Source organism: Streptomyces sp. NPDC050549 (genome assembly GCF_040655035.1).
Lineage (GTDB): Bacteria > Actinomycetota > Actinomycetes > Streptomycetales > Streptomycetaceae > Streptomyces.
In genome coordinates this window covers 122929-148432 of the sequence record NZ_JBFAJD010000007.1, presented here as the reverse complement: position 1 = coordinate 148432, position 25504 = coordinate 122929, and the positions used below count along the sequence as shown (strand labels likewise).

18 protein-coding genes and 1 pseudogene are annotated in these 25504 nt (G+C 72.3%); 4 read left to right on the top strand and 15 right to left on the bottom strand.

Annotation, left to right across the window (positions count from 1 at the left end):
* Positions 1–196 precede the first annotated feature (196 nt).
* Positions 197–2314 carry a glycogen debranching protein GlgX gene (gene glgX, locus AB0I51_RS13325; protein WP_362974427.1) on the top strand — a complete coding sequence of 706 codons (2118 nt, stop codon included), beginning with the start codon at positions 197–199 and terminating at the stop codon, positions 2312–2314.
* 83 nt (positions 2315–2397) lie between these two features.
* Complete coding sequence (gene treY, locus AB0I51_RS13320) at positions 2398–4746, top strand: malto-oligosyltrehalose synthase (protein WP_362974425.1); 2349 nt, start codon at positions 2398–2400, stop codon at positions 4744–4746.
* Here the strand turns inward: treY and AB0I51_RS13315 are convergent.
* Positions 4743–5849, bottom strand: a complete 1107-nt coding sequence (locus AB0I51_RS13315; protein WP_362974423.1) for a cytochrome P450 — start codon at positions 5847–5849, stop codon at positions 4743–4745. The genes treY and AB0I51_RS13315 overlap by 4 nt on opposite strands.
* 492 nt (positions 5850–6341) lie before the next feature.
* Between AB0I51_RS13315 and AB0I51_RS13310 the strand changes: the two genes are divergently transcribed.
* Positions 6342–7634, top strand: coding sequence for a M14 family zinc carboxypeptidase (locus AB0I51_RS13310; RefSeq protein ID WP_362974421.1), 1293 nt, complete (start codon positions 6342–6344; stop codon positions 7632–7634).
* Between the two features lie 15 nt (positions 7635–7649).
* Here the strand turns inward: AB0I51_RS13310 and AB0I51_RS13305 are convergent, their stop codons facing one another.
* The 3 genes from AB0I51_RS13305 to AB0I51_RS13295 form a co-directional block, all read right to left on the bottom strand.
* Positions 7650–8069 (bottom strand): SSI family serine proteinase inhibitor, encoded by a 420-nt coding sequence (locus tag AB0I51_RS13305; RefSeq protein WP_362974419.1) that lies wholly within the window; start codon positions 8067–8069, stop codon positions 7650–7652.
* Positions 8066–9637 (bottom strand): M14 family zinc carboxypeptidase, encoded by a 1572-nt coding sequence (locus AB0I51_RS13300; protein ID WP_362974417.1) that lies wholly within the window; start codon positions 9635–9637, stop codon positions 8066–8068. The genes AB0I51_RS13305 and AB0I51_RS13300 overlap by 4 nt, the downstream gene beginning before the upstream one ends.
* A gap of 185 nt (positions 9638–9822) precedes the next feature.
* Positions 9823–10374: a DUF1707 and FHA domain-containing protein gene (locus tag AB0I51_RS13295; RefSeq protein WP_362974415.1), complete on the bottom strand. Its 552-nt coding sequence runs from the start codon at positions 10372–10374 to the stop codon at positions 9823–9825.
* Between the two features lie 173 nt (positions 10375–10547).
* Between AB0I51_RS13295 and treZ the strand changes: the two genes are divergently transcribed.
* The gene (gene treZ / locus AB0I51_RS13290; protein ID WP_362974413.1) at positions 10548–12296 is read left to right on the top strand and encodes a malto-oligosyltrehalose trehalohydrolase; all 1749 of its coding nucleotides are present in this window, start codon (positions 10548–10550) and stop codon (positions 12294–12296) included.
* Between the two features lie 54 nt (positions 12297–12350).
* Here treZ and AB0I51_RS13285 read toward each other — a convergent pair whose 3' ends face one another.
* From AB0I51_RS13285 to AB0I51_RS13235, 11 genes and pseudogenes are all read right to left on the bottom strand, one after another.
* Complete coding sequence (locus tag AB0I51_RS13285; protein ID WP_362974411.1) at positions 12351–13289, bottom strand: aminoglycoside phosphotransferase family protein; 939 nt, start codon at positions 13287–13289, stop codon at positions 12351–12353.
* A 44-nt stretch (positions 13290–13333) separates the two neighbouring features.
* A complete protein-coding gene (locus AB0I51_RS13280; protein ID WP_362974409.1) occupies positions 13334–14461 on the bottom strand; it encodes an aminopeptidase P family protein in 1128 nt (375 codons plus the stop codon).
* 110 nt (positions 14462–14571) lie between these two features.
* Positions 14572–15194 (bottom strand): annotated as a pseudogene (locus AB0I51_RS13275) (LysE family translocator).
* A gap of 94 nt (positions 15195–15288) precedes the next feature.
* Positions 15289–15864, bottom strand: coding sequence for a PDZ domain-containing protein (locus tag AB0I51_RS13270; protein WP_362974407.1), 576 nt, complete (start codon positions 15862–15864; stop codon positions 15289–15291).
* Between the two features lie 171 nt (positions 15865–16035).
* Entirely contained in the window at positions 16036–17907 is a 1872-nt protein-coding gene (gene phsA, locus AB0I51_RS13265) for an O-aminophenol oxidase PhsA (RefSeq protein ID WP_362974405.1), read from the bottom strand.
* Between the two features lie 149 nt (positions 17908–18056).
* Complete coding sequence (cyc2, locus tag AB0I51_RS13260; protein WP_362974403.1) at positions 18057–20210, bottom strand: germacradienol/geosmin synthase Cyc2; 2154 nt, start codon at positions 20208–20210, stop codon at positions 18057–18059.
* Positions 20211–20390: 180 nt separating this feature from the next.
* Entirely contained in the window at positions 20391–21182 is a 792-nt protein-coding gene (locus AB0I51_RS13255) for an ABC transporter ATP-binding protein (protein WP_362974401.1), read from the bottom strand.
* Between the two features lie 9 nt (positions 21183–21191).
* Positions 21192–22799, bottom strand: a complete 1608-nt coding sequence (gene mdlC / locus AB0I51_RS13250; protein WP_362974399.1) for a benzoylformate decarboxylase — start codon at positions 22797–22799, stop codon at positions 21192–21194.
* Entirely contained in the window at positions 22796–23686 is an 891-nt protein-coding gene (locus tag AB0I51_RS13245) for an ABC transporter permease (RefSeq protein WP_362974397.1), read from the bottom strand. Before AB0I51_RS13245 ends, mdlC begins: the two co-directional genes overlap by 4 nt.
* Positions 23683–24492: an ABC transporter permease gene (locus tag AB0I51_RS13240; RefSeq protein WP_362974395.1), complete on the bottom strand. Its 810-nt coding sequence runs from the start codon at positions 24490–24492 to the stop codon at positions 23683–23685. The genes AB0I51_RS13245 and AB0I51_RS13240 overlap by 4 nt, the downstream gene beginning before the upstream one ends.
* Entirely contained in the window at positions 24489–25427 is a 939-nt protein-coding gene (locus AB0I51_RS13235) for an ABC transporter substrate-binding protein (RefSeq protein WP_362974393.1), read from the bottom strand. Before AB0I51_RS13235 ends, AB0I51_RS13240 begins: the two co-directional genes overlap by 4 nt.
* Positions 25428–25504: the final 77 nt, after the last annotated feature.

Here is a 25504-nt window from a genome sequence, read left to right as displayed (position 1 = left end):
CTCCCCCTACTCCCCCTGGGTCCATCCCCGGACCTTTGGGAGTGGTGTCTGTCCCACTTGGTTCGGCATACGGCATACGTCGTACGCACTGGTCATTTGGTAAGAGGGATGTAAGTCATAGGTGGTTCCCTCACTTTCGGGGAGACTCAGGGGCAAGGAGCCCCGGTGGCGGGGCCCGGCTGAAAGAGTCGTGACCATGCAGGTCTGGCCTGGAGAGGCGTATCCACTCGGTGCCACGTACGACGGCGCCGGCACCAACTTCGCGGTCTTCACGGAGGCCGCGGACCGAGTAGAGCTGTGTCTGCTGCACGACGACGGCTCGGAGACGGCGGTGGAACTGCGCGAGAGCGACGCGTTCGTGCGGCACGCGTACGTGCCGGGCGTCATGCCCGGACAGCGCTACGGCTTCCGCGCGCACGGTCCGTACGCCCCCGAGCGCGGCCAGCGGTGCAACTCCGCGAAGCTGCTGCTCGACCCGTACGCGAAGGCCGTCAGCGGATCGATCGCCTGGGGCGAGGAGGTGTACGGCTACCACTTCGACGCGCCCGACAAGCGCAACGACCTGGACTCGGCCCCGCACACGATGTCGTCGGTCGTGGTCAACCCGTACTTCGACTGGGGCGACGACCGGCGGCCCCGGCGCGGCTACCACGAAACAGTGCTCTACGAGGCGCACGTCAAGGGCCTCACCATGCTCCACCCGGGGCTGCCGGACGAGCTGCGCGGCACCTACGCGGCGCTCGCGCATCCGGCGGTGATCGAACACCTGGTGGAGCTGGGGGTGACCGCCCTGGAGCTGATGCCGGTGCACCAGTTCGTGAACGACCACCGGCTGGTCGACATGGGGCTGAACAACTACTGGGGCTACAACACGATCGGTTTCTTCGCCCCGCACAACGCGTACGCCTCCTGGGGCGACCGCGGCCAGCAGGTCCTGGAGTTCAAGTCGGCGGTGCGGGCGCTGCACGAAGCCGGTATCGAGGTCATCCTGGACGTCGTCTACAACCACACGGCCGAGGGCAACCACCTGGGCCCGACGCTGTCCTTCAGGGGCCTCGACAACCCGTCCTACTACCGGCTCGCGGACGACCCCCGCTACTACATGGACACCACGGGGACGGGCAACTCCCTGCTCATGCGGTCCCCGCACGTGCTCCAGCTGATCATGGACTCGCTGCGCTACTGGGTCACCGAGATGCACGTCGACGGCTTCCGCTTCGACCTCGCGGCCACCCTGGCACGGCAGTTCCACGAGGTGGACCGGCTGTCGTCGTTCTTCGACCTCGTCCAACAGGACCCGGTGGTCTCCCAGGTGAAGCTGATCGCGGAGCCCTGGGACGTCGGTGAGGGCGGCTACCAGGTGGGCAACTTCCCGCCGCTGTGGACCGAGTGGAACGGCAAGTACCGCGACACGGTCCGGGACCTCTGGCGGGGCGAGGGGCGCGCGCTCGCGGAGTTCGCGTCCCGGCTGACCGGCTCCTCCGACCTCTACCAGGACGACGGCCGTCGCCCCCTGGCCTCCATCAACTTCGTGACCTGCCACGACGGGTTCACGCTGAACGACCTCGTGTCGTACAACGAGAAGCGCAACGACGCCAACGGCGAGGACAACCGCGACGGCGAGAGCCACAACCGGTCCTGGAACTGCGGTGCCGAGGGCGAGACCGACGACCCGGCCGTCCTGGAGCTGCGCGCCCGCCAGATGCGCAACTTCGTGGCCACGCTGATGCTGTCCCAGGGCGTGCCGATGGTCAGCCACGGGGACGAGTTCGCGCGCACCCAGGGCGGCAACAACAACGCGTACTGCCAGGACAGTGAGCTGGCCTGGGTGAACTGGCCCGAGAAGGGCGCCGAGCCGTCTCCGTTGCTGGCCTTCACGCGCGCGTTGGTGTGGCTGCGCAAGGAGCATCCCGTGTTCCGGCGCCGGCGCTTCTTCCACGGGCGGCCCGTGGAGGGCACCCACGACGAGCTGTCGGACATCGCCTGGTTCACCCCGGAGGGCAAGGAGATGGCCCAGCGGGACTGGGACTCGGCGCAGGCGTCCGCACTGTCGGTGTTCCTGAACGGCAACGCCATCTCGGAGCCCGGCACGCGCGGGGAGCGCATCGCCGACGACTCCTTCCTGATGATGTTCAACGCCTCTCCCAGGACGCTGGACTTCGTGGTGCCGGTCAATCACGGCCGCCAGTGGGAGGTGGTCGTCGACACGGGCCGTCCCGAAGGGATGCCACCGGGCACGGGCGCGAAGGTGAAGGCAGGGGACCGGCTGACCCTGCTCGACCGCAGCATGGCGGTGCTGCAGCGGCCCACCTAGGCGGACGCCGGGGTCGGCCTGTCGGCGGACCGGATGCGGGAGTCGATGACACGAAGGGCGGCCGGGCGGGTACGTAGGTCTGCATGACACCTGAACGACCCGACCCGGCAGTGCCCACGGCCACCTACCGGCTGCAGCTGCAGCCCGAGTTCCCGTTCGCGGCGGCTTCGGCTGCGGTGCCGTACCTGGCGTCGCTCGGCGTCTCGCACCTGCACCTCTCCCCCGTCCTGGAGTCCGTTCCGGGTTCGACACACGGCTACGACGTCGTGGACCACGCGCGCGTGCGGGACGAACTCGGCGGCGAGGACGGTCTGCGGGCCCTCGCGCGCACCGCGCGGGAGCACGGTCTCGGTCTGGTGATGGACATCGTGCCGAACCACATGGCCGTGGCCCCGCGCCACAACCATGCCCTGTGGGAGGTGCTCAGGGAGGGCCCCAAGTCGCCGTACGCGCGCTGGTTCGACATCGACTGGGAGGCGCAGGGCGGGCGGTTGCTGCTGCCGGTACTGGGCGGACCGGTCGGCGCGGAGATCGACCACCTGGAGGTCGACGGTGACGTGCTGCGCTACTACGACCACGTGTTCCCGCTGCGGGCGGGCACCGGGGAGCTGCCGTTGCCGCGGCTCCTGGACGCGCAGTGGTACCGCCTCGGGTGGTGGCGGCTGGCCCGCACCGAGCTCAACTACCGGCGCTTCTTCAGCATTTCGGAGCTGATCGGGGTGCGAGTGGAGGACCCGGAGGTCTTCGACGCCACGCACCGCAAGATCCTGCAGCTGCTGCGCGAGGGCGTCGTGGACGGGCTGCGCGTCGACCACCCCGACGGCCTCGCCGACCCCGACGACTACCTCCGGCGGCTGCACGAGAAGAGCGGGGGCCGCTGGACGGTCGTGGAGAAGATCCTCGCGGACGGGGAGCACCTGCCGGCGTCCTGGCCCGTCGCGGGCACCACCGGCTACGACGCCCTCAGGCACGTCGACGGGCTGTTCACGGACCCGGCGGGGGCGGGGGAACTCCTGGGCCGGTACCGGAGGTTCGCCGCCCCGCAGACGGACCGTGGCGGGCACTGGGAGGCGACGGTGCGGCGGGCGGCGTACAAGGTGCTCACGCACGAGCTGGACGCCGAGACGGAACGGCTGACCCGGGTCGCGAGCCGGCTGTGCGCCGCGTCCCCGGAGCCAGCGCTGCGTGACCGGGCCCCCTGGGCGCTGCGGACCGCGCTGGTGGAGCTCCTGGTGCGCATGGAGGTCTACCGGCCGTACACCTCGGGCGACACCGCGGCCGTCGTCACCGAGGAGGCCGCTGCCGAGGCCCGGCAGGCGTTCGTCGTCGCGGAGGAGGCGGGCGCCGTCGACGTCGTACGGGATCTGCTGCTGGGGCGGTTCGGGGACGGGCCCGAGGAGGTCGAGTTCCGGGTCCGGTTCGCGCAGACGGCGTCCGCGCTGCGGGCCAAGTCCGTGGAGGACACGGCGTTCTACCGCTATGTGCCGCTGCTGTCGGCGACCGAGGTGGGCGGGAACCCGGGCAGTCCGGCGGTGTCCCCGGAGGACTTCCACGCGTACTGCGCGCGCGTGCAGCGCGACTGGCCCGTGGCGGGCACCGTGCTGTCGACCCACGACACCAAGCGCAGTGCCGACGTACGGGCCGCGCTGGCCGTGCTCACCGAGGTGCCGGAGCGCTGGGCGGACGTGCTGACCGAGGTGACTCACATCGGTGCGGGTGTGCCGGACGCACAGCTGGCGTGGGCGGCCTGGCAGACGGTGTTCGGTCTTGGCCCGGCGGACGCGGAGCGCGTACAGGGGGCTCTGTTGAAGCATGTGCGGGAGGCGGGGCTGCACACGAGCTGGACGGAACAGCAGCCGTCGTACGAGGAGGCGGTGGCGGCGTTCGTGGCGGCGGGTCCGTGCGGGCCGCCCGGTGAGCGCGTGGCCGAGTTCCGCGAGGCGCTGGAGCCGCACATCCGGGCGAACGTGCTGGGCGCCGCCCTGCTCCAGCTGACGATGCCGGGCGTGCCGGACCTCTACCAGGGCACCGAGGCCGAGTACCGGGCCCTGGTCGACCCCGACAACCGGCGGCCCGTGCCGTTCCCGCCCCCGGAGCCGGGCGCCAAGGGTGCGGTGACGGCCGCCGCGCTGCGGCTGCGGGCCCGTCGTCCCGAGGCCTTCGGCGACGCGGCGACGTACGCCCCGCTGGCGGCGGAGGGCCCGGCGGCGGCGCACTGTGTGGCGTTCGCCCGCTCGGGGGCCGCAGTCACGGCCGTGACCCGGCTGTCCTCGCGGCTCGCGGAGGCGGGCGGCTGGCGCGACACGGCGCTCCCGCTGCCGTCGGGCCGCTGGGCCGATGTGCTCGCACCGGAGCGGCAGTTCACGGGGCACGCGCGCGTGGCGGAGCTTTTCGAGCTGTCGCCCGTGGTGCTGCTGGAGATCTCGGACTAGGTCTGCACCCGGAGGGTCCGGGGTGAGCGGCGGACCAGGTCGTCGGGCCGGTGCCGGGGGCCCGGTGCGCGGCGGAGACCGGGCAGGGCGGCCAGGAGGGCCCGCAGACCGTGTTCGGCCGCGAGACGGGCGAGCAGAGCGTCGGGGCCGGTGCCGTGGGCGAGCGGGCCGGGGTCGGTGCGGAAGGCGTCGTAGCGGTCCGGGTCGGAGAAGCGTTCCGGGTCACGGCCGGCGGCGCCGAGCAGGCAGGCGACGGTGGCTCCGGCGGGTATCGCCCCGACGGGTGCGACGGCACGGCGCAGCACGATGTGGAGCGGCGGATCGCGGCGCAGGGACTCCGCCCAGGCGCCTGCCACGAGGTCGGGGCGGGCGCGGAGCGCGTCCAACTGGCGTGGATGGTCGAGGAGGTTGGCGAGGAACGACGCGAGTGCCCGCGCGGTGCTCTCACCGGCCGCGCCGAGCAGTGTGCCCACCAGCCCGGTGACGGTGTCGTCCGAGAACGGGCCGTCGTCACTCCGCGAGGTGCACAGCACGGACAGCAGGTCACCGCCCGGATGGGCGCGGCGCCGGGCCGTCAACGGGCTCAGGAAGGCGCCCAGTTCGGGACGGCCGCCCCCGGAACGCCCGAGTCCCGTGCGGCACCAGCGGTGCACCCGCGCGGTCTCCTCGTACGGCAGCCCGAGCGCGGCCACGGCCGTGGCGGTGGGCAGCCAGTCGCAGAACTCGGCCACCAGGTCGGCGTCCTCTCGGGCGGCGAGGCGGCGGGCGAGGACGTGGGCGCTGCGTTCGACGGCGGCGGTCAGGGCGGCCAGCGCGGGCCCGCGCAGGGCCCGGTCCAGGAGCCGTCCTGCCTCGGGTACGGCCGGGTGCCCGTCACCGGTCGCGGCGACGAGCCGCGGGTCGGCGAGGGCCGCGCGGACGTCGCCGTAGCGGCTCAGGAGCCAGGCTCCGAACGGCTCGTCGTACACGAGCGGGTAGTGCGTGCGGAGGGTGCGGTAGAGCGGATACGGGTCCCGTACGGCCGTCCGCAGGCTCGGCGGTCCGGGCGGCCGGGGCTGGGTGCCCGCGGTCCGGGGGACGGTCACGTCCGTGAGACACAGCACCGCCGTCCGCTCCTGTGGTCGCAGCTGCGCCCGCGCCGTGCAGGAGGCGCGCGGCCGGTCGTCCGCGTCCTGCGCGCACGCGGCTGCCCCCAGCCGACCACCGCACCGCGCGGACCGCAGCTCCCGTGCGGCCGTTCGAGTGACGCGGATACGCCCTGGCCCTACGGCGTGCGACGGGGCCCCGGCCACCGGCTCGCACCCGCGTACGGACCCGGGGCGCGGGTCGGGCGGCGGGCGTGCGGTGGCGGGCCGGGAGGGCGGTGTTCTTGATGCGGGGGCACGCGCGTGTGCACGGCGGCAACGTCACCAGGAGGAAGCGCCGGGGCCTGCGAAACCCTCTGGAAATCTCCGGCCCCCTGCTGGCACCAACACGCCTACCGGTTGCCGGTAAGTGCCCCTGGGCGCCCCCTGGAGCCTCCCCCGCGGTCTTCTTGACAGTTCACAGAGGCCATGAAGTACTGCGGTTGCGAAGCCGGGGCGGAGTAGTCGGGGGTGAGTCTCCTGCCGGAGTTGCGATACCCCAGTGTGGCCGAACTGGTCTCGTCCGCCCGGGCGTTGGCTGCACACCGGCCTGCCCTGTGCAACCTGCGCCAAGTAGGTGTCTCCCGCGCGGGCAGACCACTTCATCTGCTGTCCGTGGGGCACGCCCGGCGCGCCGTCCTGGTGGTCGCGGGCGCCCACGCCAACGAGCCGACCGGCGGCTCCACACTCCTCGCCCTCGCCGAACGGGTGGTCCGCGAACGGGAGTTGAGGTCCGACACCTCCTGGCACTTCCTGCTCTGCGCGGACCCGGACGGGGCGAGCCTGCACGTCACCCCGGCGCCGCGCAGCCTGTTCGACTACCACCTCGGCTTCTTCCGCCCGGCGGGTCCGGAGCAGCCCGAATGGTCGCCCTCCGTGCTGCCGCCCGATCGACTGCCGCCCGAGACCCGGGTCCTGACCCGGGTGATCGACGAGCTGCGGCCCTATCTCCAGGTGACCCTGCACGGCACCGATCTGGGCGGCAGCTGGGTGCAGTTGACGAAGGACATACCGGGACTCGCCGAACCGTTCGCCAAGTCGGCGGCGGAGTTGCACATCCCGGTGGAGACGGGCGCCTCCGACGCCGCGGGCTGGCCCGCCTCGGGGCCCGGGGTGCATGTGATGCCGGCGCCCGGTTCGGACGCGGCCTACCCGAGCATGCCGGACGACGCCCGGCACAGCACCTGGTACCACGCGCACCGCTACGGCGGCCTGACCGCGGTCGTGGAGGTCCCGATGTGGGCGAGCGACCTGGTGGACGACCCGGCACCGCATCCCGCCCCGGCGGCGGCGTTACGGCGGCTGGCGCGCCGGCTGCTGCGGGACGGGCGGGAGGTGGAGAGGGTGCTCGCCGAGGCGCTGCCGCGGCTCCAGGGCGTCGACGGGCCGCTGCTGCGGGCCGCCATGTGGGCGCTGGAGCTGGTGCCCGGCCTGGCCGCGGACTGGACGCACACCTCGCCGGCCGACACCACGATGGCGTACGTCGGCAGTGTGGACGCGTTCGGGCGGCGGCTCCCGTTACGGGCGGCGGCGATGCTGCTGCGCGTGCTGCGGGAGACCGACGACCGCGCGGCGCCTCTGCTGGAGCACCTCGTCGCGTCCTGGAGCGACGCCTTCGCGGAGCGCTTCCGCGCCCGCTGGGTGCCCTTGGAGCACCAGGTGGAGCATCAGTCCCGCACAGTCGTGGCGGCGGCGCTGTACGCGCGCGAGCAGGCGGGGGAGATCGGCGGGGACCCACGCGCGCGTGCCCGACGCTCGGCCTGACCCCGTCCGCGCCGCTCAGCCGTCCAGCGCGAAGACGTCTCCCGTCCGCGCCCCCAGGACGCAGCGGTTCGAGAAGGTCCTCGTGTAGTCGACCTGGCGTCCCTTCCACTCCCCGCGCGCGTGGGCGGTCACCGGGGCGTAGATCATCGGGCAGAACACGCTGCCGGCCGGGATGGCGTCGATGTCACCGCCCGCCGCGGCCAGTTCGGCACAGGCCTCGGCCGCGTGGGCGTGGCCCTGGGGCGGGTCGCACAGGAGCAGGGTCCCTCGTGTGTCACTGGACCGGCTGTCGCCTCGGGTGACGGTGAGGTGGAGCCAATCACCCCGGAGGCCGTGCCGGGGCGCCGCCTGGGCGGGTGTTTGACCGGCGCCGAGGAGCACGGTCGCTGCGAGCAGGGCACCCCGGAGGGCGGAGGTTCGGTAGGTGTGCGTCATTCCAGATGCATCGGCACCGTCGCCTCCGTACCCCAGCCCGACTCACCCGTACGGGAGCGTACGGGCGTGTGCCGCCGGGCCAGTTCGAACGCGCTGAGCACCACGCGCGACTGGTACTCGACCTGGCGTGCGACGGAGATCCAGCGCGCCCCGAAGCCGTCCCGGTAGTCGGCGCACCACTCGTCGATCAGCCGGTCCAGCTCCGGCAGCACACCGGCCGGATCGCTCCCGGAGGCGACGACGAGCTGGTACAGCAGCCCGGCCGTGCGCAGGGCGAGGCGCCGGCCCGCGATGCGCAGGGCCGCGAGATGCGCGGTGTTGAGCGGCGGCAGCGGGCGCGCGGCACTGGTGTCGACATCGGGGTCCCACGCGTCGGCGAGCCCCGGGCACACCAGTAAGTAGTCGTCGACCGGCGCGAGCAGCCGTGCCGCGTCGGGCACCAGATGGGTTCGGGGCAGCAGGCCGGGCGTGACCGCCGGTGCGGGAGCGGGACGGCCGGCGTCGTGCCGGGGGCGGCTGTCGGCCGCGTCCGCCGTCGGGGGTCCCGCCATGCCGGTTCCCGGCCGGGCGGCCGTCAGCGGCACCGGCCCGCCCGCGCGGGAGAGCGTTCCCGGCTCCGTCGTACCCGCACCCGTGCCGGCCGCGCCCTGCACGAACGGCCGTATGCGCGCGAGGAGTTGTTCCAGGATGCGGGTGTCGTGGCGCAGGGTGTGGCTCACGGTGCGCAGGACCGCGTCCGCATCGGCGGGCGGGCTGCCGTCCTCGACGCCGGCCACCCCCCACATCGGCGCCTCCACGACCGCGGTGACCGTGCCGTGCCGGTGTGGGTGGAACCAGGTCGACTCGACGGCGGCCTCGGTGATGGCGGCGGCCAGATCGCCCCGGCGCGGTGGTGGGATGCGGTAGACGGCAGGGCCGATGCTGGGCCAGTACAGGGTGTCGTACGGCCCGAGTTCGCGCGGAATGCCGAGGCGGGCCGCGGTGTGCGCGACGCGTTGGGCGAGGCCCGGGAGGTCGCGGGTCAGTTCGACGAAACCGCCGCCCACGTCGACGCCGTGCAGGGAGCACTGGAGGAAGGGCCGCAGTTCGTCCTGGACCTCCAACAGGGCGCGGGTTTCCGGGAGTCGGGCCCCGGCCGCGCCGTCCGGAAGCCACTCGGGCTGCTCCAGGAAGCCGGGCCGGAAGAAGTTCCGGAAGTACCGGCCGAGACTGTAGGGGCCGGACAGCCAGCCCTCGTTGCGGCGCGAGCCGTCGGGGTCGAGGGACAGCAGCAGGTTCCAGGTGGCGTCGGCGCCCTCGGTCAACCGGGGGTCGGCGAGGACCCGTTCGGCCAGGCGCAGCACCGTCGCGCCGCCCACGGGCTCGTTGGCGTGCGGTCCGGCGACCACGAGGGCCTGGCGGCTGCCGTGGCCCACGGACAGCAGCCACAGGGGCGTACCGGCGCGAGAGGTCCCGACGCGGCGCAGCCGGGCGTCCTGGGGGCGGCGGGCGACGAGCGCGGCGGCCTGGGCCCCCAGCTCGTCCACGGACGGGTAGCGGAGGAGTGGTGGCAGGGCACACCTCCACAAATGTGGTGCCGTCGGTTCACCTGATGTGCATGGTGTACGCACAGTCAGTCACGGCCCGAGGGGTACGTCAACACCGCCGTACGCAAAGGGATTTCACGCACACCCAAGATCGCCACATCGGGTAAAGCCCAGGCCAGAGGTGAGGTGGGGCTGAGTTCGGGCTCGGGTTCGGAGTCGGGCCGGGCTCAGCTCACGGCGAGCCGGAACGCCATCCGACCGAAGCCGATCTGATCGCCCTCGCGGACGACGGCCGCACCGATCACCCGACGGCCGTTGACCGTCGTGCCGTTGGTCGAACCGAGGTCGCGCAGCACCCACATGCCGCCCTGTCGACTGAGTTCGGCATGTACCCGGGACACCGTCTCGTGGGTCAGCCGCAGCCCGTTGGCGGGGTCGCGGCCGATGCGCAGCGGGTGTCCGTTGCCCGGGTGGGGCAGCAGCAGCTTGGGGAGCCGCTCGGCCTGCCAGGCCCTGCGCAGCCGTACCGTGAACCCGGAGACGGCCTCCACGGTGCCGAACAGGACGCGCGAGAGCCGGCTTTCGGTGGGCAGGTCGGCGGTGAGCGCCACGAGTTCCTCGGACCGGCGGGCGGCGAGCGCCAGCTCCATGCGCCGGATGAACGTGTCGTGCGAGAGCCGTCCCATGGCGACGCCGTCATGGAGAACCTTGAGCGCCTTGTCGCGCTCCGCGTCGGACAGCCGCGCGGGGTACGTGTGGAACTCGAAGGACGACGTCACGCTCGTGATTGTCGGGCAGCGGACCCCGGGTGTCCAGAAGACGCGGAAACGGCCCGCACGCGCGCGAAGATGACGACACCTGCGCCAAAGGGGTGCATTCAAAAGCGGATTGATCTCGTTTGAAGCACGATGGACGGGCTACATCCCGGTGAGCAGACGAAGGGGAACCGTCCGTGCAGTTCGAGGTGTGGGCACCAGAGGCAGACCGTGTGACGCTCCATCGCGAGGGCGCCACGCGCGCGTTGGAGCGCGATCCCGAGCGTGTGGGGTGGTGGAGCGGCGAGGCGGAGGCGAGTGACGGCACGCGGTACGGGTTCGCGGTCGACGACGGCCCGCCGCTGCCCGACCCGCGCTCGCGCCGCCAGCCGGACGGCCCGGACGGCCTCAGCGCCGTCGTCGAGCACGAGCGGTACGCGTGGCGCACCGCCGCGTGGCCGGGGCGCCCGCTGCCGGGCGCGGTGCTCTACGAACTGCACGTCGGCACGTACACGCCCGAGGGCACCCTGGACGCGGCGGCCGACCGGCTCGGCCACCTCGTCGAACTGGGCATCACCCACGTCGAGTTGATGCCCCTGTGTCCGTTCCCCGGCCGGCATGGCTGGGGTTACGAGGGCGTCTCCCTGTGGGCAGTGCACGAGCCCTACGGCGGCCCCGAGGGGCTGAAGCGGTTCGTCGACCGGGCCCACGAACTCGGTCTGGGCGTCCTGCTCGACGTGGTGCACAACCACCTTGGTCCGTCCGGGAACTACCTGCCCGCGTTCGGCCCCTACTTCACGGACACGCACCAGACCCCCTGGGGCAGCGCCGTCAACCTGGACGCGCCCGGCTCCGACGAGGTGCGTGCCTACCTGCTGGGCAGCACGCTGGCGTGGTTGCGCGACTACCGGATCGACGGGCTGCGGCTGGACGCGGTGCACGCGCTGAAGGACACGCGCGCGTGCCACTTCCTGGAGGAACTGTCCGCCGCCGTCGACGCGTTGGCCACCGAGACGGGCCGGCCGCTCTTCCTGGTCGCCGAGTCCGACCTGAACGACCCGCGTGTGGTCACCCCGCGCGCGGAGGGCGGTCTCGGGCTGCACGCGCAGTGGAACGACGACTTCCACCACTCTCTGCACACCGCGCTGACGGGTGAATCGCAGGGCTACTACGCGGACTTCGCGCGGGCCCCGCTCTCGGCTGTCGCCAAGACGCTGACGGGCGGCTTCTTCCACGACGGCACCTATTCGAGCTTCCGGGGCCGGCACCACGGCCGCCCGCTGGACCGCACGCGCGTGGCCGCCCACCGACTGCTGGGCTACAGCCAGACCCACGACCAGATCGGCAACCGCGCCGAAGGGGACCGCCTTTCGGCGTCCCTCTCCCCCGGCCTGCTGGCCTGCGCGGCGGCACTGACGCTCACCGGTCCCTTCACCCCGATGCTGTTCATGGGCGAGGAATGGGCGGCCGGCACCCCCTGGCAGTTCTTCACCGACCACACCGACCCCGACCTCGCGGACGCCGTACGGCGGGGCAGGCGGCGGGAGTTCGCGGCGCACGGCTGGGCCGAGGAGGACGTACCCGACCCGCAGGACCCGGCGACCCGCGACCGCTCCTGCCTGGACTGGACGGAACCACGGCGCGAGCCCCACGCGCGCATGCTGGCCTGGTACCGCCGCCTCATCGCCCTCCGGCACGAGCAGCCCGACCTCACCGACCCCGACCTCACCGACATCAAGGTGGCCCACGACGAGGACGCCCGCTGGCTCGCCCTGCGACGCGGCGACGTACGTGTCGCCGTGAACCTCGGCAAGGAACCGGCCGCGATCCCCCTGGGCACCCGCCCGGCGGAGATCCTGGCCGCGTGGGACCCGGTGGAGGCACCGGGGGCGGACGGGTTGCTGCGGCTGCCCGGGGAGTCGTGCGTGCTGCTGACGCAGGCGTAGGCGGGGGCGGGTGCGCGAGAGGCACGCGTAAACGCTTGCGCAAGCCTTTGCGCGCTACAACTCCCCGTCCCCGCCGCGCAGTTCCGTCACCCGTTCCAGCAGGATCGCCTCCCAGGTGTGGCGCAGTTGGGTCCTGAGGAGGGGAAGGGGTCCGGTGTCGCGGCCTTCGAGCTGGGCCGCGAGGCGGACGACCGTGTCGCAGCGGGCGAGCCACAGGCCGCGCAGGCAGGGGCGGGCGCCGTAGCCGGCAAGGGTGGCCGCGCGCACGGCGGCGGGGGCGCCGACGGCCGACGCGAGCCCGGCGATGTCCTCCGCGGGGTCGCCGAGCGTCGCGTCGGTCCAGTCCAGGACGCCACGCACCCGGCCGTCGGCGCTCACCACGAGGTGCTCGCCCCTGAGGTCGTGGTGGACGAGAACCGCGGTGGCGGACTGTGCGGCGAGCTGGACCGCGCCGGGCTGGGTGAGCTGGTGCAGGCGGGCGGCGTCGAACTCGTCGGCGGCGGCCAGCCGTTCGGCCGCCTGCTCGGCGGCGCGGCGCAGTGCCTCCAGGGACCGCGGGGCGGTGCGCGGGACGCCGAGCGCCTCGGCCTGCCGGACGGGGACCTCGCGCAGCCCGGTGAGCAGCCCGGCGAGGTCGGCCTCACCGACGGCGGACACGTCCTGGTCCTCGCCGGACCGGCCGGGCACCTTGGTGTCCAGCGTGTAGCCGAGCCCGGGCGCCCACTCGCCGTGCGCCACGCTCGTCGGAACGGCGACGGGGAGGTACGGCCGTACGAGGTCGCGCAGGCGCAGTTCGCGGCGTTGCCGCAGAGTGGCCTCGCGGTCGGGGGCGAGGCGCAGCACATGGCGGGTGCCGACCCACCACGTGGAGTGCTCGCCGCCCTCGGCGACGGGCCGGACCTCGGGGCCGGTGCTGTCGGCCGCACCGTCCTTGAGCAGGGAACGGACCAGTTGTCGGACGGTGTCCGCGGTGGGTGTCGGTGCCTGGGTCATGGTCGCGCCGTCGCCGTTCGGGGTGTCGGGGCTCCTGGTCGTCGTCAGTCCACCAGGGCCATCTCGCGGGCGGTGTTGTTGAGCCGTCGACCGCCGTCCTCGGTCACCGTGACGATGTCCTCGATGCGTACCCCGAAGCGGCCGGGCAGATAGATGCCGGGCTCCACGGAGAAGCACATCCCGGGCACGAGGGGCTGTTCCTCGCCCTCGATCATGTACGGCGGCTCGTGTGTGGTGACGCCGATGCCGTGGCCGGTGCGGTGGATGAAGTAGGGGCCGTACCCGGCGTCGTCGATGACCGCGCGGGCGGCCCGGTCGACCTCCTGGCAGGCGACTCCGGGGCGCACGGCGCGGAAACCGGCCTCCTGGGCCTCGCGGACGAGGTCGTGGACGCGCTGTTCCTCGTCGTCGGGTTCGCCGACGTGGACCGTGCGCGAGGTGTCGGAACCGTAGCCGTCCTTGAGGCCGCCGAAGTCGAGGACGATCATGTCGCCCCGCTGGATGACACGGTCGCCGACCTCATGGTGCGGGTTGGCGCCGTTGGGGCCCGAGGCGACGATGGTGAAGTCGACCTGGGAGTGCCCGAACTGCCGTAGCAGATCGGCCAGATCGGCGCCGACGTCGGACTCGCGGCGGCCGGCGAAGGGAACCCTGCGGATCTCCTCGTACGCCGCGTCCGCGGCCGCTCCGGCGGCTGCCATGAGCCGCAGTTCCGCCGCGTCCTTCACCGCGCGCAGCATCGGCAACGCGTCGGTGAGGGAGGCGTACGTGGTGTCGGGCAGCGTCTTCTGGAGTGCCAGCAGATGCATCGACCAGGCGTTGTCGCTGATGCCGAAGCGGCCCGTCGCGTCGAGGAGGGCCGCGGTGGCCGCGTAGGGGTCCTTGCCGTCGGTCCAGTCGCGCAGGGTGAGGGCGTCGGCGCCGGGTGCCTTGGCGGCGTCGGGGGCTTCCAGGGTGGGGACGACGAGGACCGGGGAGCGTCCGGGGGCCAGGACGAGGACGGTGAGCCGTTCGGTGGGCGCGGTGGGCGCGTAGCCGGTGAGCCACACCAGGTCCGGTCCGGGAGCGACCAGCAGCCCCGCGAGACCGGCGTCGGCCGCGGCCCGCGCGGCGCGGTCCATACGGGCCCGGTAGTCGGCGGAGGTGAAGGGCGCGGGCGTGCTACCGGTCATTCGGGCCTCCGAGAGCGGGCGAAAGGTGGCTACGGGCAGCATCCTGCCCGCACCCGGAGGGCCACGCGAGCCGATCGGCGCCCCTTTCCGCCCCGGACGCGGTCACGGCGTCAGCCCTCCAGGGCCATGCGGGCCCCAGGAGCAGCAGCACACCTCCGGAGACCTGCTCCAGGCGCCGGCGCACACCGGACCGGGACAGCACGTTCTTGAGCCGGCCGACGAACCAGACGTAGAGGCCGTAGTAGCCGACTTCGTAGACCGCCCACAGCGCGGCGAGCCCGATCATGGCGGGCAGGTGCGGAGCGCCCTCGGGTACGAACTGCGGGAGGAAGGACATCGCGAAGATCGCGGCCTTGGGGTTGGCGAGGTTGAGCAGCAGTCCGCCCCGGTAGGAGGCCCACCCGCTGCGTTCGGGGCCGTCCCAGCCGTCGTCTCCGGCACGGTCCCTGGTGCTGCGCGCGTGCCGCAGGGTCTGGATGCCGAAGCCGACGAGGACGATCGCGCCGACGACGCGCGTCACGCCGTAGGCCACCTCGGAGGCGGCCAGCAGCGCTGTGAGGCCGAAGGCGGCGACGACACCCCGGACGAAGACGCCGGTCTCGTTGCCGAGGACGGTGAGGAAGCCCGAACGCCTGCTGCGCAGCGACTGCTTGATGATCAGCACGGTGCTCGGGCCGGGCGAGGCGGCGATCAGGGAGCAGGCGCCGAGGAAGGCCAGGAGGGTGCTCAGCATGAGGTCGTCGTGGCCCCGGGAGGGCGGCGGGACCAGTGCATTTCGTGGCCCGCGCGCTTAGGGCCCGTGCGTTCGCCGACGGCTCGTGGGGTCGTCAGACGACGAAGCCTGGGACCACGGTGAACTGCTGGTAGCCGCCGCTGTGGTGGCGCACCGTGACGGTGATCTCCTTCCCCGGGTGGGCGCGGGCCACGGCGCGCGCGAGGTCGGCCGCCGAGTCGATACGGGTGCCGCCGAACGTGAGCAGGACGTCGCCGCGGACCAGGCCCGCCGTGTAGCCGGGGCCGGGGAGGTGGACGCCGACGATCAGGGCGCCCGCCTTCTCGGCGTCCACTGCCTCCACGCCGAGGGTCGCGGCGGCGACGGACGTGGGCGACGGTGTCGGGCTCGTGGAGGACGGGCCGGGCGGGTGGGCCGTCCGTGCCGCTTGGTGGGCTGCCTGGCGCTGCATCTCGGCGAGTCTGCTCATGCCGATCACCGTGGCGCCGACCGTGCCGAGCCCGACCCCCGACAGGACCAGGACGGTTCCGACGAACAGGCCGAACAGGCCGGTCATGAGCCGTCGGCCGCGACGCCGCGCGGCATGCGGTCGGCGGCCGGTCGCGGGCTTGGTGCCGCCGCCGGGCTCTTGACCGGGCATCGGCTTGGGACGCAACGCAGTCTGTTCCATGGATCGCCTCCGGCTGGTGCTCTACCCGGCGCACCGGCGCCCGACGTGCCACGAACGAGTGAGACTGACCGGAGTTCAGGGGCGGAAGGCCACGGGCCTCGCGGCGGCGGGGGACCACGCGCGAGCACGCGGGCCGGATGGAGCGCCGGCCCGCGTGACTCGGTGCGGGTGTCAGCCGGTGTGTCCTTCGTGGCCGCCGTGCCCGGCGCCGTGGTCGAACTTCATGGCCTCGGGCGGCATGACGACGAACGGCCGCATCATGCCCATGTCCTCGTGCTCCAGCAGATGGCAGTGGTACATGAACCGGCCGTACGCGCCGTCGAAGCGGCCCATGACGCGCAGGATCTGGCCGCCGGGGACGCGGAAGACGTCCTTGTAGCCGTGTTCGTTAGGCGCGAGCGGCAGCTGCGTCGCGGGCTTGTGGGCGATCGGCACGCGTGTGCCGCCCACCGTCGGGTCGAAGCCCGACACGTCGTACGCGTCGCGTCCCAGGAGCTGGAAGTCGGCCAGGTGGATGTGCATGGGGTGGACGATCGGCGCCAGGTTGAGGAAGCTCCACTGTTCGTAGGAGCCCTCAGCGATGGTGAAGCCGAGGCCGTCGTTGAACGTCCGCGCCCCACGCCGATAGGTCTTCGTGGTGCCGTCCTGGCCGGTGACCTGGATGATGCCGTCGGCCGGGAGCTGGACGCCGGTCAGGTCCTCGGCCTCGGTCATCTCCCAGATCTCCGGGTGTCCGCCGGCGCCCTTGGTGGCCGGCGGGGTGAGCACGATCAGGCGGTGGCCGTGCGGGATGTCATGGGTGAGCCGGCGGAAGGAGCCCGAGAGCACCTCGGGCAACCGGAAGTCGTCCGTCTGGCCGCTCTCGTGCACCCGGAACTCCATGACCGCGGGGTAGCGCACGTCGTTCACCGGGTCGGGCACGCCCGGCGCCTGTGCGCGCCCCTTGTTGACCAGCCGGAGCTTCTTGGAGGCGAGACCCCGGAAGTCGACGAGGAGGTCGAAGCGCTCGGCCGGGGCCGCGGTGAGCGTGGGCATCGCGCTGTCGAAGTCGATCGGCACCGGGCGGGGCAGCAGTCCGCCGTCGCTGCCGATCTGGTGGACGACGCCCGGCACCGGGTTGTCGTCCTCGTCGACCAGGACGAGTTCGTAGATTCGGGCGTTGGAGGCGTTGACGAGCCGGAAGCGGTACCAGCCGTCGGCCACGTCGGCGTACGGCCAGATGCGGCCGTTGACCGTGGTGTACGGGCCGGTGAAAGGCAGTGTGACCGGCTTGCCCGTCTCCGGGTTCTGCTGCTGGACGATCACCGTCTTGTGCAGCAGCCGGCCGTTGAGGCGGCCGTCCTCGTCCGTGTCCAGGTTGCGGTCGGCGAGCAGCAGCGGGATCTCCCGCCCACCGCAGGGGAGACGGAGGGCGTCCTCCTCGTCGTCACGGACGAGGTAGGTGCCGTACAGGCCTGTGTGCACGTTCCACCGGGTGATGTTCATGGCGTGGTCGTGGTACCACCACTGCACCGCCTGGTGTTCGTTCGGGTACTCGGAGAGCTGGGCGTCGCCGTGGCCCACGGCGTTGTCGGCCCAGCCGTCGTTGCCCCCGCCCGTCTGGGCGCCGTGCAGGTGGGTCACCGACCAGGGCGGCAGGGTGGCCACGTCCGCGTTCGGCGCGACGCCGCCGCGGCCGGGCTCGGTGGTGGCGGGCGGTGTGCCCGGCGTGCGGGCGGGTACCTCCACCGCGGTGACGGGGTACTCACCCCCTTCGGGAATGCGGTTGGTCCAGGCGATGCGGACGCGCTGTCCGCGGCGCACCTCCACGGTCGGGCCCGGTACGTGGCCGTCGTACCCCCACATCAGGGTCGGCGGCAGCTGCGGGTGGAGGCGCACCCAGGTCGGACGCAGGGCGATCTCGGTCTCGTGGCGCACGTCGGCGGACGCCGGGCGCAGGACCGGCGGGACGGACAACTGCGCGGCGTACGGCGTCAGTTCGCCGTCGGCCGGTGCCTGCTCCCGCGTGCTGCCCTCGGTGATCCTCTCGATGATGTCGGTCAAGGTCGAACACCCCCGTGTTCTGTTCTGTCCGGCTGTTCCCTACACCCCGGAAGACTCCCGACGTCCCATCGAAGTTCCCTGAATGACCCGTTCCGTACACAAAGTTCCCAAACATACCGGTAACCCTGGTTCGGAACGGGTGCACGATCTCAGCCGAACGGCATCGCCGGTACCCGGTCCGGTACGAAACCGTGCGAACGCCGGGCCAGGTAGGCGGACTTGTAGCGGTCGACCGCGCGGTGCCAGTTCAGGATGCCCGCCATCCAGTGCTGGAGGTCGGTCACATAGCCCCGCATGATCTCGCGGGCCTCGTCCGAGAGGTCGAAGTCGTCGTAGACGACGGGCAGTTCGTTCGCGGCGACGTGTTCGAACTGGCGCATGCGCTGGGTCATCAGGTCGTGGACGACACCGAGTGCGGTCGGGTAGTCGATGCCGAAGAAGTTCTGGACGACGAGGATGGCGTTGTGCACCTCGCCCTCGTACTCGATCTCCTTCTGGTAGGAGAAGACGTCGTTGATGAGGCAGCCGTAGTCGATGGCCGCGTTCTCCAGGGCGCGGACCGGGCCGGTGCGGTAGACCTCGGGCGGGACCTTCGGGCCGTGGCCCGTGCGGCACATGCTGAGTGTGAGGTCGGAGCCGAAGGTGGCGCGGCGCATCTCCAGGTAGTCGACCGGGTCGGGGATGCGGTGCTGGATCTGGTTGGACAGCTCCCAGACCCAGCTCTCGGTCATGGTGTTGATGGCGTCCTTCAGGGCGCGCCGGTCGTCCAGGGGCATCTCGGCGGTGGTGAGGGCCCAGAGGTCGATGAGTCCGCGTTCCATGCCGTTGACCGGCACGATGACCGCCGGTCCGTCTACGGGCATGCAGTCCGACAGACGGGCCGTGGTGACGCGGGCGGCGGCGAGGTCGCCCCGGACTCCGTAGACGAGGGGGTAGTAGTCGTCGCCGTAGGTTCCCCACGCGAGCCAGCGCGAGCTGAGGTCGAGTGCCGCTTCCGTGGCGTCCGGGTCGATGCCGGCCGAGCAGAGCGGGAGGTCGGCGGCGGCGAGTTTCTCCTCGTCCCAGACGCCCTCCTCCAGCATGCCCATGGCGTGCATCCAGTCGACGAGGCGGTGCCGGGCGCCGTCGAGGTGCGGGCTCAGTTCGACCTGGAACGGCATGTAGAAGTCGGGAAGTTGGGACGGTCCGACCTTCTGGAAGGGCACGTGCGTGTAGGCGCGGAGCCGTTCCGCGCCCGCCGAGGCGAGCAGGGCGCCGATGTCGGCCGCCGACGTGCCGATGCCGGTCGGTCCGTTCAGCGGCGAGTTGTCGAGGGCGCCTTCGTTCATGTAGCGGCTGGAGCGCAGGTGCCACTCGTGGCCGCCGGACTGCCAGTCCTGGAGGCCCTGGGTGTAGGCGGCGACGGCCGCGACCTGGTCCGGGGTGAGTCCGTTCTCCAGGGCGACGGCGGGCACTTCGGTGAACGCGGTGTGCTCGAACTGGTGGAGCCGGGAGGTCAGGACGTCGTTGACGGTGTCGGCGGCCTCCTGGGTGGTGCACCCGAAGAAGGTCTCCAGGACGAGTACGCCGTTGCTCAACTCGCCCTCCTCCTCGACCTCCCGCTGGTAGGAGAAGAGGTCGTTGCGCAGGTGGACACCGTCGGAGAAGGTCTCCATCAGCACCCGCAGCGGCCTCGATCCGGCGACGGACGCGGGCACTTCGGCGGTCGCGTACTCCACCAGGCCCGCCGACCAGGGCGCGCCGCCCACCTTGCGCCGCATCTCGATGTATTCGACGGGGTTGGCGATCCGCCCCTCGTTGATGTTGGACAGCTCCCACAGGGACTCGTTGAGGAGGTGCTCGGTGGCGACGGCGAACCGGCGGCGCCAGTCGACGGACATCGACGGCACCGTGCGCGCCCACAGGTCGGCGAGCCCCGCCTCGACCGGATTCTCCGGCTCCGGTACGGGAGTTGAGAGGTCGAGGGGCATGAACAGCGGGAGCCGGTCCAGGTAGGCCTTGCCGCCGGCGCGGTCCTGGCTGCGTTTGAAGATCTCCAGGAAGTGGTCGTCGAAGAAGAACACCCACACGTACCAGTCGGTGATCAGCGACAGCGCGGGCCCGTCGCAGTCGGGGTGGGTGTAGGCGCAGAGCAGGCCGTAGTCGTGCGCGTCGAGGTCGGCCTGCTCCCAGATCCCGGAGCCCTCCAGCATGCCCATCTCGCGCGCCCACGCGGAGGAGTGGGCGCGGGCCTCGTCCAGATGCGGGTTGAGGCGCGCGGGATACGGCATGTAGAAGTGCGGGAGTTCGAACGGCTGGGTCATGGCCGGGCCCTACCCGTGACCCTCAACGGCCATCCCGGGCACGGGACATGATCACACCATCGCGTGAATCGGCGGCGAACCCCTTGCCGTCCAGGGGCCTGGCCCCGCGCGGCAACGGCGTGTTCTGGCCGGCCTCGGACGATCCGCTGTACCGGCCGGCCGACGACGGCAGGACGGTCGTCACGTCGGACCATCGGATGGTGAGGCAGGACGTACGGCTGGGCCACGCGTGCGCACCGCGCGGCCCACCCGGGTGCGCAGGGCCACGAACTCCGGCAGTCCCCGCGTGCCGATCTGGTCGCGGGGGCAGGGGAGTTCGACCAGCAGGTCCAGTGCCACCTTCGCGCCGGGGCCCGGCGTGAGGACGACGACACGATCGCCGACGTAAACGCTTTCGTCGATGTCGTGGGTGACGAAGACGATCGTCGTACGGTCCGTGCGGTGCACCTCCAGGAGGAGGTCCTCCAGGTCCTCGCGGGTCTGGGCGTCGAGGGAGCCGAAGGGCTCGTCCATCAGCAGCAGGGAGGGGCGGCAGACCAGGGCACGGGCGATGGCCACGCGCTGCTGCATACCGCCGGAGAGCTGCCAGGGGTGGCGGCGGGCGGCGGCGGTCAGGCCGACGCGGTCCAGGATGCGTTCCGCCTCGGCGCGCCGCTCGGCCCTGCGCAGGCCCTGGCGGCGCAGGGGCAGGGCGACGTTGTCGCGGACGGTGAGCCAGGGCAGCAGTGAGCGGCCGTAGTCCTGGAAGACGACGGCCAGGCGGTCGGGTACGCCGGTGACCGGTGTGCCGTCGACGGTGATCGTGCCCTCGCGCGCGGGCAGCAGCCCGGCGACGGTGCGCAGCAGGGTGGACTTGCCGCAGCCCGACGGGCCGACCACGCAGAGGAGTTGGCCGTCCGGCACGGTGAGGCTGATGTCGTGCAGGACGGGCTGGTCGCCGTAGTGCTGGCTCAGGGAGTCGAGGCGGAGCATCGGGGTCGGTCACCTGGCCCAGGGTTCGGTGTAGAGCGCGCCCCCGCCCGCGGCGACCCGGAGGTGCAACAGGTGCGGGCCGTCCTCGTCTGGCGCGTTCAGGGCGCGGTCGAGGGTCTCGGGGAGTACGGCGGGGTCGTCGGCGTAGGCCGCCGGGCAGCCGAAGGACCGGGCCAGGGCGACGAAGTCGACGCCTCCGATGTCGGTGCCGGGCACCGGGGCGATGCCGATGCGGCGTCCCAGGGCGCGGACGGCCGCGTAGCCGCCGTTGTCGAGGACGACGTAGGTGACCGGCGCCCGGTGCTGGGCCGCGGTCCACAGGGCCTGTACCGAGTAGAGAGCGGAACCGTCCCCGATCACGCAGACCAGTCGGCGCCGGTCGGCGAGCGCGCGGCCGACCGCGAGCGGCAGGCCCCAGCCGAGGGCTCCGCTGCCCGTGGTGAGGAAGCCGCCGGAGGTGTCGACGGGCACGCGCGCGTGGAGGGCGTCCCGGTGGCTGGGGGCCTCCTCGACGAGGACGCGGTCGCGGGGCAGCCGGGTGCGGAGGTGGTCGAGGACGAGTTCGGCGGTGAGGCCGGTGCCGGGTTCCGGCGGCGCGGGTGCCGGACGGGGCGGGGGCGGTTCGCGGTCCGACTGCCCGAGCAGCGCGGTGAGTCGGGCGAGGGCGGGCTTGAGGGTGGTGACGATGCTGGTGCCGGTCGGCAGCCAGGCCGCCTGCGCGGGGTCGCAGTCCAGGTGGTGGAGTTCGGTGCCGGGAGCGAGGAGCGGTCCGCCGTCGTCGAAGTGGTAGGTGAACACGGGCGCGCCAAGGGCCACGACGACGTCGTACGGCCGTAGGCGCGAGGCCAGTTGGCCGGCCACCGGTGGCAGGAAACCCTGGAACAGGGGGTGGGACTCGGGGAAGCCCGAGCGGCCGGAGAGGGGGCTGATCCAGACGCCCGCGCGGGCGCGTTCGGCCAGGGCGCGGACCTCGTCGAGGGCGTCCTCGTCGTCGACGCCGGGGCCGACGACCAGTGCGGGGCGGGCACAGGCGTCCAGGCGGGCCGCGAGGTCGGTCAGGGCGTGCGGGGCGGCGGTGAAACCGGTGTGCACCGTGCGCGGCAGGACGGGGACGGCGGGCTGGTCCCAGTCGTCCTCGGGGACGGAGACGAACACCGGCCCGCGCGGGGGTGTCATCGCGATGCGGTGGGCCTCGGCGAGTACGGCGGGCACGTCGGCGGCGCGTTCCGGCTGGTGGGCGAACTTGACGTAGGGGCGCGGGAATTCGGCCGGCCGGTCGGCGCCGAGGAACGGGCGCAACTGGAGCAGGGAGCGCGCCTGCTGGCCCGCCAGGATCACCAGCGGGACGCGGTCGCGGTGGGCGTTGAAGACGGCGCCGAGCGCGTGGCCGACGCCGCCGGCCGAGTGCAGGCTGACGAACGCGGCACTGCGGGTGCCCAGTGCGTGGCCCGCGGCCATGGCGACGGCGGTGGACTCCTGGAGGCCGAGGACGTAGGTGAAGTCCTCGGGCCAGTCGCGGAACATGCGCAGTTCGGTGGAGCCCGGGTTGCCGAAGACCGTGGTCATCCCGGTGTCGCGGAGGAACTGGACGACGGCGTCCAGGACGGTGCCCTTCATGTGGTCCTTTCCTTACGGCTTCCCCTGCCGGTGAGCCGTCTCTCGACCACCAGCAGGCCGGAGTTGAGCAGGTACCCCATGGCGCCGAGCAGGACCAGTACCGCCCACACGGTCAGCAGGTCGGAGCGCGACTGGGCGTCGGTGAGCGCGAAGCCGATGCCGTTCGCGGTGCCCGGCAGCAGTTCGGAGAAGACCATGAGGATCAGGCAGAGCGAGAGGCTGAGCCGCAGTCCCGCGAAGATGCGGGGCAGCGCGGAGGGCAGCAGCAGGAACCACAGGCGTTCGACGGCGGTCAGGCGCAGGACGGCGGCGACGTCGAGCCGGAGCGGGTCGGTGTCGCGGGCGCCCTCTGCGGTGTTGATCAGCACCGGCCAGACGGCGCTGAACACGATCGACGCGAGCTGCATCGGCGTACCGAAGTCGAACAGGACGACGAACACCGGCACGAGCGTGGGCGGTGGCACGGCCCGTGCGAACTGGAACACCGGGTCGCACAGCGCGTGGGCCCGGCGCGAACGGCCGACCATGAGACCGAGGGCGATCCCCGCGAGGGCGGCGAGCACGAACCCCGCGGACATCCGCCCGAGGCTGGGCAGGATGGTGTCGACGGCGGCCGGAGTGAGGAACGCGTGCCCGGCCGGCCCCGAGAACCACAGGTCGTGGGCGTGACGCGCGATCCGGACCGGGGGCGGGAAGTAGACACTGCCGTGCGCCTGCGCGATCAACTGCCAGGCGGCCAGGGCGAGCAGAAGGACCAGCCGGCGCAGGAGCGCTCCGCGCGCGAGGTTCGCGGCACGGGCCGCGCTGTTGCCGACGAGATGAGCGGTTCGTTCCGCCTCGTCATGGGCTGCGGTGCGACGTGGCTCGGGGATCGGCGTCCTCCTCACGTCGACACCTTGTCGTCGGCGGACTCGCCGCGCGCCGCTCTCCGGGTCCCCGCCCTCCAGGGAAAGGCCCTCCGCTCCCCCCACACGAGCACTCCGTTGATCACCAACCCCAGCATCCCGGCCCACACCACCCCGGCCAGCACGTCCCGGGTGCCGTCCGTGGCCAGTTGGGCCCGGGCGATGAAGATGCCGAGGCCCTGGCCGAAGCCGGAGAGGAGTTCGGTGGCCGTGGCGAGGATGAGGGCTGTGGCGGCCGAGATGCGGAGGCCGGCGGCGATGAAGGGGGCCGTGGCGGGGAGTTCGACGCGCAGGAGTATCGACAGGCGGCCGAAGCCGAAGGCGCGCAGAGTGTCCTTGGCGAGGGGGTCGGTCTCGCCCAGGCCGTAGACGGTGTTGAAGAGGATGGGCCAGACCGAGGCGTAGGTGATCAGCGCGACCTCGGTCCCGGTGCCGGAGCCGAGGAGGAGGGAGACGAGGGGGATCAGGGCGACGGACGGGAGCGGGCGCAGGAATTCGATCACCGCGCGTACGGCGTCGTCGACCACCGGGACGCTGCCCAGCAGCAGACCGAGGGGAATCGCGATGGCGCAGGCGAGGCCCAGGCCGAGTGCCCAGGCCCGGAGGGTGACCGCCACGTCGTCCAGGAATGCGCGGTCCGCCGCCAACTCGACTGCGCGGGCGAGGACTTCGGACGCGGGTGGCAGGTAGCTGCGTCGTACGAGGCCTGCCCTGCCAACCGCCTCGCAGGCGCCGAAGGCCAGGAGTACGCCGAGGGCGCCCAGGGTGAGTTCCTGGCGGCGGTTCACTTGACGAGGAGCGTGGCCGGGTCGATCGCCTTCTTCAACAGCCCCTGTTTCCGCATGAGTTCGGTGAGCCGGCGCAGTTGGGCGGCATCGGTGGCGACCGGGTAGGCGGGCAGGTTGATGGTCTTGGCCTGGTCCGCGGTCACCTTGGTGTACTTGGGGAGTTCGGCGCGTACGGCCGAGGGGTCCTGGGCCGCGATTTTCGAGGCGGCCTCGATCGCGCGCTTGAACGCCGCCGCGGCCTTGGCGTGCTTCTCGGCGAAGTCGCGGGTGGTGACGTAGCCGCTGATCGGCAGGGACCGGACGGGCGCGGACCCACCGTCGAGCAGCACCCGTGCCTTCAACTCGCCCTGGATCGCGCTGTCGAAGGGCTCGACCGCGTGGACGGCGTCGACCTGGCCCTTCTGGAGGGCGGGACCCATCTGCGGGAAGGCGATCTGACGGTAGGTGGGGTGTCCGGCGCCCTGCTGGTCCAGGATCGCGTCGAGGGTGAGCGACTGGATGTTGTTGAGGATGTTGACGGCGACCGTCCTGCCCTTGAGGTCGGCGGGGGTCTTGATGGGCGAGTCCTCGGGGACCAGGACGTCCATCATGTGCGGTGCCGTGCGGACGCCCTCGGCGAGGATGCGGAGGTCGAGGGTGCCCTTCTCGTCGGCCTGGAGGAAGGTGACGTAGTTCGCGCTCGCGATCACGTCGACCTGGCCCCTGGACAGGGCGGGCAGGGCCTGGATGCTCTGCTGGACGGGCTGGATGGTGACGTCCAGCCCCTCCTTCACGAACAGTCCGCGATCCCGTGCGATGTAGAGCGCAGCCGCGTCGGTCAGTGGCAACGCGGCAACGCTGATCTTCTGGTTCCCGCCGTCGTCGGCGGAGTCGGAATCCCCGCCGCCACCGCAGGCGGCGAGCACGAGTGCCAGCGCGATCGCGCCCGACGCCAACCTTCCTGTTCCCACTTGTAATTGACGTGAAGTCGTCATGCGAGCAAGGAATACCAGCGTTTTGACATGATCACCAC

Excerpts from the sequence above, each read along its gene's own strand:
- glgX (WP_362974427.1), top strand. The coding sequence starts at position 197 with ATGCAGGTCTGGCCTGGAGAGGCGTATCCACTCGGTGCCACGTACGAC.
- treY (WP_362974425.1), top strand. The coding sequence starts at position 2,398 with ATGACACCTGAACGACCCGACCCGGCAGTGCCCACGGCCACCTACCGG.
- AB0I51_RS13305 (WP_362974419.1), bottom strand. The coding sequence starts at position 8,069 with ATGACGCACACCTACCGAACCTCCGCCCTCCGGGGTGCCCTGCTCGCA.
- AB0I51_RS13285 (WP_362974411.1), bottom strand. The coding sequence starts at position 13,289 with ATGACCCAGGCACCGACACCCACCGCGGACACCGTCCGACAACTGGTC.
- AB0I51_RS13280 (WP_362974409.1), bottom strand. The coding sequence starts at position 14,461 with ATGACCGGTAGCACGCCCGCGCCCTTCACCTCCGCCGACTACCGGGCC.
- AB0I51_RS13270 (WP_362974407.1), bottom strand. The coding sequence starts at position 15,864 with ATGGAACAGACTGCGTTGCGTCCCAAGCCGATGCCCGGTCAAGAGCCC.
- cyc2 (WP_362974403.1), bottom strand. The coding sequence starts at position 20,210 with ATGACCCAGCCGTTCGAACTCCCGCACTTCTACATGCCGTATCCCGCG.
- AB0I51_RS13255 (WP_362974401.1), bottom strand. The coding sequence starts at position 21,182 with ATGCTCCGCCTCGACTCCCTGAGCCAGCACTACGGCGACCAGCCCGTC.
- mdlC (WP_362974399.1), bottom strand. The coding sequence starts at position 22,799 with ATGAAGGGCACCGTCCTGGACGCCGTCGTCCAGTTCCTCCGCGACACC.